Raw genomic sequence first — 13741 nt, 5'->3', positions numbered from 1 at the left:
TCGCCCCTCGTCTGTCCGGGGGGCGTTTATGTCGATTGAATGACAGCTATATGACACTGATTGACTTAATTCTGTAACAATATAGCGATCAAGATCTACGCTTCAGCCCAGTCCCAACAGCTTGGCCGCATTGTCCTTCATGATCAGCGGCAGCACGTCTTCGCGAAAGCCCGCCGCCCGCGCGGCATCGATCCATTTCTCCGGACGGATAAGCGGCCAGTCCGACCCGAACAGCATCTTATGCTTTAGTTGCGTATTCGCGTATTGGATCACCTGCTTTGGGAAATATTTTGGCGACCATCCCGACAGGTCCATGAACACATTGTCCTTGTGCAATGCCATCGACAGGCTTTCGTCGGTCCATGGCCAGCTGGGATGGGCCAGTATGATCTTCATGTCGGGAAAATCGACCGCGACATCGTCGACCAGAATCGGCTGACCATATTTCAGGCGTACCCCGCCGCCGCCCTTCATTCCCGTGCCCATGCCCGAATGGCCGGTATGGAAGATGGCGGGCAATCCATGTTCCGCGATCACTTCATAGATGGGATAGGCCACCCGGTCCGCGGGGTGGCAATCCTGCATGATGCCATGAAATTTGAATCCCCTGACGCCATGATGTTCGACCAGATCGCGCGCCTCCCGCGCGCCGAGTTTGCCCTTGCGCGGGTCGATCGATGCAAAGGGAATGACGATATCGTCATGTTCCGCTGCAATGTCGGCAATCTCATAATTGCTGATCCGCTTGGCGCCGATGCCACTCTCGCAATCGACCGTGAACAGGCAGAAGGCGATATTCTGCGCGCGATAATAAGCGATGGTTTCGGGAATGGTCGGACGCTTGCGGTCCGCCTTGAAATAGGTCGACGCCGCATCGAAAAATTTGGCCATCACCGGGTCCTCCGGATCATGGCAGGACACCTCGGCATGGACATGCACGTCGATGGCCAGGATTTTGGATGGATCAATCGGCATGGGCGGATTCCAATATCTTGTCTTCGTTGGCACGGTGGATGACATAGGCGCGGATGTCTTCAATTTCCGCTGCTGACAGGATCGATGCAAAGCTGACCATGCCATTATCCTTGAGCGCGCCGTCATGCACGACTTGCCCCCATATGTCAGCGTCGTTCAGCATGCCGCTATGGCGCAGGTCAGGGACAATGCTGCCGCCAATCGCCGCGTCGCCATGGCAGACACTGCAATAGCGGCCAAATAGCGCGCCGCCTGCCGCGATCTTCGCAGCGTTTGCTGTCGATGGCGGCGGATCAAGCGGCATTTTGGCCAGCGGCGGGGCAGGGGGCAGAGCCGCCTTGCCATCCAGTTTGAACACCAGCAGGCGCGAGATATTGCGGCTCGGCCCGCTCTTGTCTGACAGAATGCCCGGCGCCAAAGCCCAGACACCGCCCCAGCCGGCCATGACCGCGACATATTGCTGCCCGTCCAGTTCATAGCTGATCGGCGCTGCTACGATGCCGGTTTGCGCCGGAAAGGACCAGAGCTTGCGTCCGTCCCTGGTGGCATAGGCGTTGAACTCTCCGGTAGCTGTGCCCTGAAACACCAAATCGCCGCCGGTTGCGAGCAGGCCGCCATTCCACGGCCCTTTATAGGACACGCGCCAGCGTTCCTTTTGCGCAACGGGATCCCAAGCGATCAGCGCGCCACTTGTCGCCTTCATCGCCGCCTCGCGTGCCGCCTTGTCAGCGGGCATGGCGGCGGCAGCGAAATCGATGCCGACATTGAACCCCAACTTGTTGGCCTTCCAGCCTTTTTCGGGAATATAGGGGAAGGCGGCCAGGTTGGCGGGGATGAACACCAGCGAGGACTTCGGATCGAACGCCATCGGGTGCCAGCTATGCGCGCCGGTTGGGCCGGGGGAGCCGATGAAGGGCTGCCCAGTCCTGTAATAGCGCGCTTGCAGATTTTCGATCGGCCGGCCGGTCGTCATGTCGATGCCGCTTGCCCAGTTGACCGGTACAAAATTCTTCGCCGAGAGCAGCTGCCCGTTGGTACGGTCAAGCATGTAGAAAAATCCGTTCTTGGGCGCCTGCATCAACACTTTGCGCTTGGCACCACCGATATCGAGATCGGCGAGTATGATATGCTGGGTGGCGGTGAAGTCCCAACTGTCGCCCGGCGTCGTCTGATAATGCCAGGCATATTGCCCTGTCCTGGCATGGACTGCGACGATGGACGAAAGATAGAGGTTGTCGCCCTTCCCATCCGACCGATAGGCCTGGTTCCAGGGCGATCCGTTGCCGACGCCGATATAGAGAAGGTCCAGCTCCGGATCATAGGCCATTGCGTCCCAAACCGTGCCGCCGCCGCCCTGCTTCCACCATTCGCCATGCCATGTGGCGGCTGCCTTCTTCAGATAGTCCGGTTCCTTTTCAGTGCCGGGCTGTGCCGGGACAGTGTAAAATCGCCAGCGCTCCTTGCCCGTGTCCGCATCATAGGCCGCGACATAGCCACGCGCCCCGAATTCCGCGCCGCCATTGCCGATGATGACCATGCCGTTCACGACACGCGGCGCGCCGGTAATGGTGTAATTCTTGCTCTGGTCCAGCGTGACGACGCTCCAGACCGCTTTGCCGGTTGCGCGATCGATGGCGATCAGGCGCCCGTCGAGCGTGCCGACGAAAATCTTGTTGCCCCATGCCGCCACGCCGCGATTGACCGCGTCGCAACAGGCCTTCACCAATGTTTCGCGCGGCACAGCCGGGTCGAACGACCAGAGCAGCTTGCCAGTACGCGCATCATAGGCCTTCACCATGCTCCATGCGGTCGAGACATAGAGCACGCCGTCGATGAACAAAGGCGTCGCCTCCTGCCCGCGATTGGTATCGAGATCAGCGAACCAGTCCAGGCCCAGCCTGCCGATCGTATCCTGATTGATCGTAGTCAGCGGGCTGAAACGTTGCTCGTCATAGGTGCGCCCGGTCGAGAGCCATTGCGCGGGCGCGGCGGCAATGATCCGCGCCGCGTCAACGCCACCGACGCCCGTTGCGCCATTGCCCTGGCTACAGGCGGCCAGCGCCAGACTGCCGATCGTCATTGCCCAGACTGCAACCCGCATGCTCATCCCGTCCTTCATTCTCGCGGATGTTTTCACCCGTCGTTCAGTTCACCATGCGCTCGCCCGACCAATGGGCCGCGCGCAAAGCTTTCTTGTCCATTTTCCCCGCCGCCGTCCGTGGAATGGCGGTGACAAAGGCCACGCTTTTAGGTGCCTTTACGCCGCCCAACCGGGCCTTGGCATGGGCAATGATGACAGCTTCCTCAATATCATCGGCAACAACAACGGCATGAACGGCTTCTCCCCATTTTGCGTCGGGGATGCCGATGACGGCGCATTCGCGCACAAAGGACAGTTCGGTGATCGCGGCCTCCACTTCCGCGGTGAAAACATTAAAGCCACCGGACACGATCATGTCTTTCTTGCGATCGACAATATAATAAAAGCCGTCGTCATCACGGCGCGCGATGTCGCCCGTATGATGCCAGCCAAAGGTGCGGATGTCGGCAGTTTCCTGTGCCATCGCATAATATTCGCGCGACACAAGCGCGCCGCGCACCACCAGTTCGCCTGCCTCTCCATTGGGCAGCAAATGCCCGTCATCGTCCATGATGCCGACCATGACTGAACGGGTAGGCGAACCACAGCTGGAAAGTCGTTCCGGCCGATCCCCTGCGGCCGCCGCCGCCACGACTTCAGGTGAGAGCCAGGTGACGATCATCGGTGCTTCCACCTGACCATAGGCCTGACACAGGCATGGTCCGAAAATCTCGACCGCGCGGCGCAGTTTTTCCGGGGAAACGGGCGAGCCGACCAGCAGGAAAATCTTGAGCGACGAGGTGTCGGCATCCGCCAGTTGGGGCGCGTCGAGCAGGCCATATAGCGCGGTTGGCGGCATATAGACATGGGTCACACGGTGCGCAGCGATCGCGTTCAGCACGGCGGCGGGATCGAAAGCGGGAAGTATGATCTGCGTCGCGCCGAGCGATAGGGTCGCCAGCGCGACCGGGCCAGCAGCGTGCGAAATGGGGGCAACCACCAGCGACACGGGAGCGGGGGTGCGTCCATCGACCGCCTGGGCGACCGTTTCGATCATCGTGCCCCAGCCGCTGTTGGTGACGACCACGCCCTTGGACGGGCCAGTCGTGCCGCCGGTAGGGAAGAGACCGACGACATCGTGGGGACGCCCGAACGGATCGGACAGGTCGGGCAGGGCGTCACCATCGACTTTGGCAATGAACTGGTCGAGCGATAGGTCGCCATCCTGCGCGCGATCCAGGCAGATGAAATGCCTAAGCCCTGCCACGCGCGCCTTGAGTTGCATAACGTCGGCGGACTGGTCGCTATGATAGAATAGCCAGCTACAGCCGACATAGTCGAGATAGGCGGCGTTTGCGTCGATCGCGTTGCGGGTGTTGACCGGCACCCACTGCCCATTGGCGCGCCAAATCGCCAGTAGGGCGACCATCATTGCAGCGCTGTTGGGACCGTAAAGTGCGATCGGTTCCTGATTGCGGAACCCTCCAGCGTAGAGGGCTGCCGCGATCTGCCGGGTCAGCCTGCTGACCTGCGCGAAGCTGAGCGTTTCGCCGCTCACCGCGTCGATCAGGCAGGCATGATCGGGGTCGATGTCATGGCCCCGGTCGAAATAATCGATCGCACGCATTGTTTCAGCCCCAGCGGTTAATCTCCGGGCCAGGCGCCCAGATCGCTTCGGGATGCGCGACATTGGCAAGGCCTAGCGCACGCGCTACCGCCGGGCGGGCACGCAATCGGATTTCCCAGGCGTTAGTCAACGGTGACGCGGCAAAGGCTTCCGGAACGATGCTTCGCATGCCAGCCAACCAGGCATGGGTTTCCAGATCGGCGATGGAAAAATCACCCATCAGCCAGTCGCGACCATCGGCCAGTTGCGTTTCCAGTTTCTCGACCGCCTGGGCAATCTTTACGCGGCTGTCGGCCAGTCGGGCTTCGTCAGCGCGACCTTCCACCGCATCGCGCCAACGTTGCTCCAGATCCGCGCTGGCGATCCCGGCGGGAACAGCGGCAGGCGGGTGTGCGGCGACACCCAGACAGGCCGCGGCAGGGGCAACCCGCTCTATGACATAGCGGCACCATGCCATCATTTGCCAGCGGGCATAGGGATCGGCCGGGCGCAGCGCCGGACCACTGCCAATCTCGTCGAGATAGCAAGCCAGGAACACGCTGTCGGTCATCGCGACGCCATCGACAATGAAGACTGGCCCTTCGCCTTCGATGGACTGGTCGACTTCGATCGGATGGGGCAGGGCGGGCGCGTGGCGATCGCCCGCGACCAGGTCAAACTCCCGCAAGTCCAGCGTCACATCCTTCTCGAATGCGGCTGCCAGAACGGTGAAGGACGGGCCATTGGGCTGGCCGTGGTAGAGGATCCTCGTCATGCTGGTTCGCTTTCAAGCAGGGAGATACGGCGGGCGAGGTCTGTGCGCCCCAGCGCCCAGCATGCTCGCGTCGCGGGGCGCGCGTAGATGGCGCGCAGCCAACGCATGATATTGGGGGTCAAATCGTCATTGCATAATTGCGGCTGCGACAGCGGCATGGCGTAAGCGAGATTGAAGCCGTTAATGTCGGCCAGGCCATAGCTGTTGGAGGCCAGCCAATCGCGCTGGCCCAATGCCTGTTCCAAATAGGTGATGCCAAGAGCGACGCGACGCTGGGATTCGGCCATCTCTTCCGCCGAAAAGGCGCCGTTGATCGCCTTGCGCCAGGCAATGCGTCGTTCCGGCATCGGAATGCGATCGATCGCCGCTTCCAGTTCGGCGGGGTCCTTCTGCCGCACGGAAGGACCAACGAACACACTCCACCCGATCATCGAGAAGCTGGGGGCAAGCCATTGGTCGAGAAATTTCATCCACCACCGCGTGCGCCATTGATCGACCGGGTCGACCGGCATCAGGCGGGGACCATCGAACGCCTCATCGACATATTCCATGATCGCTGTGGATTCGGTCAGCACATGCTGCCCATGGGTCATCGCGGGAATGGTGCCGAGTGGGTTGACGGCCAGATAATCCGGCTTGTGCTGGTCGAAATTCAACAGATCGAGATAATGGCTGTCGAACGCCACGCCTTTCTCAAACAGCGCCAGCATCGGCTTGCCCGAATTGGCGTTGGGTTCCCAATGGTAGAGGGTAACGTCGGTCATGCCGATAATGTCTCCATGGTCCAGAAGACCGGGCGGCGCGAGACCGCCCGGTCAGGCGGGGATCAGAATTTCTTTTTGACCGAAATCGCCCATTCGCGTGGGTTGCCAGGGCGCCCCTTGCGCACGCCCGCGCCTGCGCCGCGCAGGTCGAACACCGACAGGAAATAATATTTATCGAACAGGTTGGTGACTTCGAGCGATATGTCGAGGTCATTGTCGGCGTTAGCCCAGGTCAAGCGCGCATTGGCGAGCGTATAGGCTGGCACGAAATTGAGGTTGCGGGTGGTGCCGATTACCGAGGAACCGGCATATTTCTTGTCCTCATAAGTGACGTCGAAACGGGGTGTCAGGCTGCCTGCGCTATCGAGGTCGATCTTATATTGCGCGCCCAGGCTGAACTTCCAGGGTGGCGATACTGGCGGATCGTCAGCCGAAACGCCGCCCGGATTGGTCGGATAGGCCGCCGCCGGGCTAAGGCTGCCCGCCTTATATTTAAAGTCGAGATAGCTGATCGATGCGTCGATCGCGAGGCCATCGACCGGATAGGCTGTCAGCTCCGCCTCGAACCCCTTGACCTGCGCGTCGCCGGCATTGAGGCGGGCAGCGCAAGGAGCGCCAGGGCAGGTCAGTACCGGGATTTGAATGTCCGTATAGTCGTTGATGAACGCGGCGGCATTGAAGCGCAGACGACGATTGAACATATCGCTCTTGAAGCCGATTTCATAAGCGATGAGCTTTTCTGGCTGGAAGGCAATAACCTGGTCGGTATTGAACGGACGCGGGTTGCTCCCACCACCCTTGAAGCCGGTGGAAACCGACCCATAAACCATGACATGATCCGATAAGCGATAATCGGCCGCGATCCGATAGTCCCAACGCTTTGCGCTATAGTGGGCGGTCAATCCGGACAATGCCGTCACGATTTCAGTGACATTGCCGTTGCGATTATAATCCAGTGTGTCCGCGCCTGAGTAACTCAGCCCATATACAGCGCCGACCGGGTCGAGAAAGGCATTGACGGTGCCGTCATAGTTCAGGCGGAAATAGGTCTGATCCTTTGACTCGCTCGTATATCTTACACCGCCACTGATCGTCATACGCTCCATCGGTTTCCACGACAAATGTGCAAACACGGCCTTGGCGTCGGCCTTGGTCGGATCGGGCTGGCGGAACTGGAGCGGATAGACCGGGACATAGCGAATGTCCTGAAGGGAATCATAGGTCGACTTCTGCTTGAAATAATAGCCGCCCACAGTCCCGTTCAACGTATCGCCCAATTCGGCGTTCAGCCGGACTTCCTGACTGAAACTCCAGTTTTCCAGATAATTGCGGCCAAAGCCGATATTGGCAGGGGAGATGTCATCATCGGAATCGAATTGCGTATCAAACGCCCGATAGCCAGTGATGGACGTCAGCGCGAAAGCGTCACTCAGCTTGTAATTGATCTGGCCCGACACACCCCACCCTTGGTAGAGGCTGCGGTCTGTCCCTTGCGTTGCGGCCAGCGGCGTGCCAGCCGCACCGAAAGGATCGACCGGGATCGGCGGCGTCCAGACGCCTGCGGGCTGACCAGTGCCGATATAGTTGCAATAGCGACCGCATATGAACCGATTGTCATAGGGAATGCCTGGCGCCGGATTGGTGTTGGGCGAATTGACCGTGCTGGTTTCCAGCAGCACTTCGCCAGCAATCGTATGTTCGTCGCGAGTATAGTCACCGATGATCGTCACATCGAACCTGTCGCTCGGTTCCCAGAACAGGATGCCACGGATCGCCTGATAGCCAACGCCGCCCAGCTTGCTGATAACGCAGTCGCCCGCAGGTTGGGTCGATGCGATACCGCTGCCCGGATTGGCGCAACCATAGTCGATACGATCGACAAACCCCTCCTGCTGCCGCGCCACACCGGAAATGCGCGCCGACAGGGTGCTGGTAATACCAAAGTCCGCCGCTGCGCGGATGCCGATGCGGTTACGGATACCGTAATTGACCTCGACAAAGCCTCCACCGTCTCCCGACGGGCGTTTTGAGTAGAGCTTGATTGCGCCACCTTCGGCATTGCGCCCGGCAAGGGTACCCTGCGGCCCGCGCAATATCTCAACCCGATCGAGATCAAGTAGCTCGAACACTGCGCCCGTCAGTTGAGGATAATAGACATCATCAATGTAGATGCCGACGCCTGGTTCATAGGCAGGGTTAAAGTCATTCTGCCCCACACCGCGGATCGATGCGGAAATGGACGGACCAAAAGACGCGCCTTGGGGCTTGAGCGAAACGTTCGGCGACGCATCCGCGACCTGGGCCAGATTAACCTGGCTCTTCGCCTCCAATTCCGCCGCGCTGACGGCAGTGATGGAAATCGGCGTATCCTGAAGCCGCTGTTCGCGGAACTGGGCGGTAACGACAATGTCGGCAACCATGGCGGACGACAGTGCATCCTGTTCAGCGGCCTGCGGCGCCGATGGCGGAGGAGCCGAAGACTGCGCGGATGCCGGCGTCGTGATGGCAAGGATTGATGTCGATGCCAACAAGGCATGCGTCATCGTGGTACGAAGCACGTACTGCATGGGGAACCCCCTCTCCAAAACTGGCTTGAGATCCGTCCTGCCCGGACGTGACCCGCCTGTGACGCTGCTGTGCGTCGATTGTTAGTAAGGCATACAAATTTCGACGTTGCAAGAGCCTCTTTGGCCCCGCAACAACTATTGACCCAATATTTGACAATATTGGGAGATCGCAAATAATACTGGTATCTATGTTGGTGTTATTAGCAGTAACAGGCTGGAGTTAGGCCCGTGGGCAACTCTTTGATAAACCTTGCCTCTGGTTTTGAGCCGTCAGACATAGACGCGGCGAAGCAATTCCACGAGCATCGCGGTTTCCGCTGGACTGAACCGGGCTTTTAGCCAGTTTTCATGTTCGGCAATGCAATTGCGGGCCGCCGCCAGCGACTCGCGCCCAGCATCCGTGAGGCTGAGTGTCTGGCGACGGCGATCCTGCTTGGATTCTCCGCGTTTTAGGAAGCCGCGATCCTGCATCCGGTTGACGATCGCCATCACGCTGGCCCGGTCCATTTTCAGCCGCCGACCAATATCTGCCTGCGCTATGGCGGGCTGATCCTGGATCAGCCAGAGCACCGCGACCTGCTTCTGGGTCAGCCCCAGATCGCTGAATGTTTCGGTAAAATGCTGATAGACCGCCGCGCTCGCCAACCGGATATGGAATCCAACCAGACCGTCGATGCCGCTGAGGCGGGGGTCAGGGAACAGCGCGAGCGGATCAAGGTCCTTATTCATGGTATTCATAGTAACAGTGTGCAGACTAAAGGCTTTTACGTCAATCCTGGAACTTGAATATATGTGTGTGTCACATACAATAAGGTGAAGAATCATAAGCGGAGGATCAGTTGTGGCGCATTTCCCCGAAACGCCTTCCTTCACAGGCTTCAATACGCCATCGCGGATCGAGGCAGACATTGCGGACCTGGACATGATCGGCACGGTGCCGCCCGAACTGGACGGAGCCTTTTATCGGGTCCAACCCGATCCGCAATTTCCGCCTCGGCTGGGCGATGATATTGCCTTCAACGGCGATGGCATGATCACCATGTTCCGGTTCAAGGACGGGCGGGTCGATTTCCGCCAGCGCTGGGCCAAAACCGACAAATGGCGACTGGAACATGAAACGGGGAGGGCGTTGTTCGGCGCCTATCGCAACCCGCTGACCGATGATGAGTCCGTCAGCGGAAAAATACGCGGCACCGCCAACACCACCGCCTTCATCCATGGCGGCAAACTCTATGCGCTGAAGGAGGACAGCCCCGCACTGGCGATGAACCCGGCAACGCTGGAGACGGACGGCTATACCCGCTTTGGCGGCGCGATGACCGGCCAGACCTTTACCGCCCACCCCAAGATTGACCCGGCAACCGGCGACATGATCGCGTTTGGCTATGCAGCTAAGGGGGTGCTGACTCGCGATATGACCTATTATGTCGTTTCGCCGGACGGGACGCTGAAGCAGGAGCTTTGGTTCGAACTTCCCTATTATGCGATGATGCATGACTTCGCGATTACGCCAGATTATGCCCTGTTCCATGTCGTTCCCAGCACGTCCAGTTGGGAAAGGCTGGAACAGGGCCTGCCCCATTTCGGGTTTGATACGACCCTGCCGGTCTATCTTGGCGTATTACCTCGCCGGGCCGATGCAACCGCCGCCGACATACGCTGGTTCAGGCGCGACAACTGCTTCGCCAGCCATGTCATGAACGCATTTCAGGAGGGGACGAAAATCCATTTCGACACGCCCGAGGCGAAGAACAATATGTTTCCCTTCTTCCCTGACATTCACGGTGCGCCGTTCAATCCGCAGGAGGCCGCAAGTTTCCTGACTCGCTGGACCGTGGACATGGCGTCCAATGGTGATGCCTTTGCCGGAACGCAGCGACTGACGGGCATGATCGGTGAATTTCCGCGTATTGACGACCGCTTCACCGGGCTGCCCTATCGCTATGGCTGGATGCTGGTGATTGATCCCACCCAGCCGGTCGAATTGAAAGGCGGCAGCGCCGGGGGCATGATCATGAACACGCTGGGCATGGTCGATCATATGACGGGCAAGGAACAAAAATGGTGGTGCGGACCCGTGTCGTCGCTCCAGGAGCCATGCTTCATCCCGCGAGCGGCCGACGCGCCGGAGGGGGACGGCTGGATCGTCATGGTGTGCAATCGCCTGGCCGAACATCGCTCCGACCTGTTGCTGTTCGATGCGACCGACATCGCCAAGGGACCGATCGCGCAGATCCGCGTACCCATCCGCCTGCGATTTGGACTGCACGGCAACTGGGCAAATGCCGATCAGATCGGACTGGCGGCTTAGGGACTATACCGGCTCCCCCGCCGCACGGGCGCGGGGGAGCAGGCTGGCATGGTCGCGCTCGACCCGGAACAAGATGATCAGCAGCAGGATGACGATCAGCGGTGCGACCCAGTTGATCGCCAGGATCGCTCCACCCAGATCGCCGCCCCGCGCGTCGCTGATCATGCCCACGACATAGGGGCCAGTCCCCAGGCCAAAGATGGTCGAGACCACGACATAAAGGCTGACAGTCAGCCCCCGCATGCGGGGCAATACTTGCTCGAACATCAACGCATAGATTGGCGGCATCCACATCGTCAGGATGAGGCTGTAGAGGGTGAAGCGCAGGTAGAAATCGCCTGCATCGGGCGCGCGATAGACCCAGAGCGCAACGAACGGCGACACGCCCATGGCAAATAATGCGACCCAAACGCGGCGTGAAAGACGATGTGCGCCGATGCGATCGGACAGGGGGCCGGCGATTAGCGGGCCGACGACCCCTAAACCTGCCGAAAGCAGGCCAAATTGCATGCCCGTCATTGCAGGCGAAAGGTCATAGGTCTTCATCAGGAAAGATGGGGTAAAGCCCATCACGCCATAGTTGATCACACATTGCAGCGCGCCCGCGGCGATGCAGAGCAGCAGCGAGGGCTTTCCAGTAATAACGGTGAAAGCAACGGGATCGCGCCGTTTGAGATTTTGTAGCAGATTGGCAATGACGAAGGCGCCAAAGCCAATAACGCTCCATTGCACGACATGCGGGCTGATCGAAAAACCGCCGAGCAGCAAGGGCGGACGGGGCGATACCAATTCCGCAGCGTGCATGGCGCCAAGCGAAGCGAGGATGATCATGGCGAGCAGCCCGATATTGAGCGCCCATTCCCGACAACTGGCGCGCGCGCGTCGGAGGCTGAGCCAATGAACGCCAGGCGTTACAGCCGCCAACACCGCCCAGCTGGCGAGGAAGGGGTGGGGATCGGGTGGGCTCGCGATACCGTCGATGGCACCGCGCCGTGGTTCCTTCAGTCTGGCCATCAGAATGGCGATGATGAAGCCGGGCGCGGCGGCGATGGCGAAGGCAAATTGCCAGCCCGCCAGCCCCAGCGGGGCGCCGCCGCCGACATAGCGCGCGTCCCACCATTGCGCGGCAACGCCGCCGATGATCAGCGACCCGCCAAGGCCCAGGGCTATGGCAGCGGCGATGACCGCCATGACCAGACCGCGGCGCTGCCGGGGAAAATAATCATAGGCCAGGCTCGTGCCAGCCGGTTGGGCGGCCGCTTCGCCGATGCCGACGCACAGGCGGGACAGCATCAGGGTGAAGAAGCCCCCTGCGAAAGCCGCCCCGGCGGTCGCGATTGACCAGAAACTGATGCTTGTCGCCAGTAGCCGCGTACGGATCCAGCCATCGGCCAGTCGACCCAAAGGCAAGGAGAAGAGCGCATAGAAGAGCGCGAACACTGTGCCGTAGAGCAGTCCCATCTCCGCGTCGCCAATGCTCAGATCCGCCTTGATGGAGGGGGCCAGTATAGCAAGGATGTTGCGGTCGAGCAGGCTGACCATGTTGGTCGCGGCCACCAGTGCCAGCGCATAATAGGCCGTGCTGCGAGGCGGGACGCCCGAACTCACAGGCCGAACAGACGCTGGGCGTTCGTCTGCATCAGCTTGCGCTTGGCCGTGTCGGATATGTCCAGCAGATCATGGACGCGTACCTCATCGGGCACATATTGGTAGGGATAGTCCATCGCGTACAGGACCCGATCTTCCCCCAGCACCTTTTGGGCGAACTGTATGGCGGGTTCCCACGCCATGCCACTGGTCGTGACGCTTAAATTACTGCGCATATAATCGTGGATGGTCTTCTTGAGCGGCATCATCCGTTCGTACCGTTGCGAACGCACACCCGCCTGATGCATATAATCCAGCCGATACAGCCAATAGGGTAGCGCCTCCCCCATATGACCGACGATGATCTGAAGATCAGGATAGCGGTCGAAAATGCCGATGGTGATAAGGCGCAGCAGGTGCATACCCGTTTCCACCCCAAAGCCGAAGATCGCGCCGTCCAGCCCGGCATCCAGCATCGGCCCGATCATCGCGTCGGGCGGGGTGGAAGGGTGGATATAGAGCGGCTGGCCGGTTTCCGTGAGTGCGCGGAAGATCGGATCGAATTTGGGATCGTCCAGATATTCACCCTGCGTATGGCTGTTGACCATAACGCCCTTGAAGCCAAGGTCGCGGGCACCGCGCCGGATCTCGGCAGCCGACCAATCCGGGTCTTGCGGCGCGATGGATGTCATGCCGACAAAGCGTGTCGGGTGCGCGGCACAGCGGTCAGCCAGATGATCATTAGCGCGGCTGACCATCGCCTTGGCCTCGCTCATGTCCAGCAACGGTTGCACGCCGGGCGATGTGAGCGACAGGATGGCGACGTCGATGCCGGTCGCGTCCATATCGGCCAGCCGCCGATCGCCCAAATCCAGCAGGCGGTCGATAATCTCGGTAGCGCGGGGCGAAGGCGACTGCCCGTAAAAGCCCCAGAGCGAGGTCATGCCCCGGTCCGCACTGCCATCGCGCACCATGCGCAGATAGGCGTCGATCTGCTCTCGTGTCGCGAAAGCCTCCTCGGTCGCGATACGCAGATAGCCGCGATCGCCGCCGGTTTTTAAGTCATGCGTCATGGA

General features: G+C 60.1%; 10 protein-coding genes. 1 reads left to right on the top strand and 9 read right to left on the bottom strand.

What is annotated here, in order from left to right; all coding sequences use genetic code 11:
* Positions 1-102: 102 nt before the first annotated feature.
* From SX1_RS06470 to SX1_RS06440, 7 genes are all read right to left on the bottom strand, one after another.
* Entirely contained in the window at positions 103-975 is an 873-nt protein-coding gene (locus tag SX1_RS06470) for a 4-hydroxyphenyl-beta-ketoacyl-CoA hydrolase (RefSeq protein WP_019052348.1), read from the bottom strand.
* Positions 965-3082: a PQQ-dependent dehydrogenase, methanol/ethanol family gene (locus SX1_RS06465; protein WP_043145366.1), complete on the bottom strand. Its 2118-nt coding sequence runs from the start codon at positions 3080-3082 to the stop codon at positions 965-967. The genes SX1_RS06470 and SX1_RS06465 overlap by 11 nt, the downstream gene beginning before the upstream one ends.
* Positions 3083-3119: 37 nt before the next feature.
* The gene (locus SX1_RS06460; protein WP_019052346.1) at positions 3120-4682 is read right to left on the bottom strand and encodes an AMP-binding protein; all 1563 of its coding nucleotides are present in this window, start codon (positions 4680-4682) and stop codon (positions 3120-3122) included.
* 4 nt (positions 4683-4686) lie between these two features.
* Positions 4687-5436, bottom strand: a complete 750-nt coding sequence (locus SX1_RS06455) for a glutathione S-transferase family protein (RefSeq protein ID WP_019052345.1) — start codon at positions 5434-5436, stop codon at positions 4687-4689.
* On the bottom strand, positions 5433-6200 hold the full coding sequence (locus SX1_RS06450) for a glutathione S-transferase family protein (protein ID WP_019052344.1): 768 nt from the start codon (positions 6198-6200) through the stop codon (positions 5433-5435). The genes SX1_RS06455 and SX1_RS06450 overlap by 4 nt, the downstream gene beginning before the upstream one ends.
* Positions 6201-6262: 62 nt before the next feature.
* Complete coding sequence (locus SX1_RS06445) at positions 6263-8767, bottom strand: TonB-dependent receptor (protein WP_255209708.1); 2505 nt, start codon at positions 8765-8767, stop codon at positions 6263-6265.
* Positions 8768-9037: 270 nt separating this feature from the next.
* Entirely contained in the window at positions 9038-9496 is a 459-nt protein-coding gene (locus SX1_RS06440) for a Saro_0803 family transcriptional regulator (RefSeq protein WP_229380626.1), read from the bottom strand.
* Positions 9497-9608: 112 nt separating this feature from the next.
* Between SX1_RS06440 and SX1_RS06435 the strand changes: the two genes are divergently transcribed.
* Positions 9609-11078 carry a lignostilbene-alpha,beta-dioxygenase gene (locus tag SX1_RS06435; RefSeq protein WP_019052342.1) on the top strand — a complete coding sequence of 490 codons (1470 nt, stop codon included), beginning with the start codon at positions 9609-9611 and terminating at the stop codon, positions 11076-11078.
* Positions 11079-11081: 3 nt separating this feature from the next.
* Here the strand turns inward: SX1_RS06435 and SX1_RS06430 are convergent, their stop codons facing one another.
* Together SX1_RS06430 and SX1_RS06425 are read right to left on the bottom strand one after the other, a co-directional pair.
* Positions 11082-12686, bottom strand: coding sequence for an MFS transporter (locus SX1_RS06430; RefSeq protein ID WP_019052341.1), 1605 nt, complete (start codon positions 12684-12686; stop codon positions 11082-11084).
* Positions 12683-13738, bottom strand: coding sequence for an amidohydrolase family protein (locus SX1_RS06425; RefSeq protein ID WP_019052340.1), 1056 nt, complete (start codon positions 13736-13738; stop codon positions 12683-12685). The genes SX1_RS06430 and SX1_RS06425 overlap by 4 nt, the downstream gene beginning before the upstream one ends.
* Positions 13739-13741 lie beyond the last annotated feature (3 nt).

It is taken from the genome of Sphingobium xenophagum NBRC 107872, from assembly GCF_000367345.1.
In the GTDB taxonomy this organism is placed as follows: Bacteria; Pseudomonadota; Alphaproteobacteria; order Sphingomonadales; family Sphingomonadaceae; genus Sphingobium; species Sphingobium xenophagum.
The sequence above is the reverse complement of the archived record's forward strand: the minus strand, read 5'-3'. Positions and strand labels throughout refer to the sequence as shown.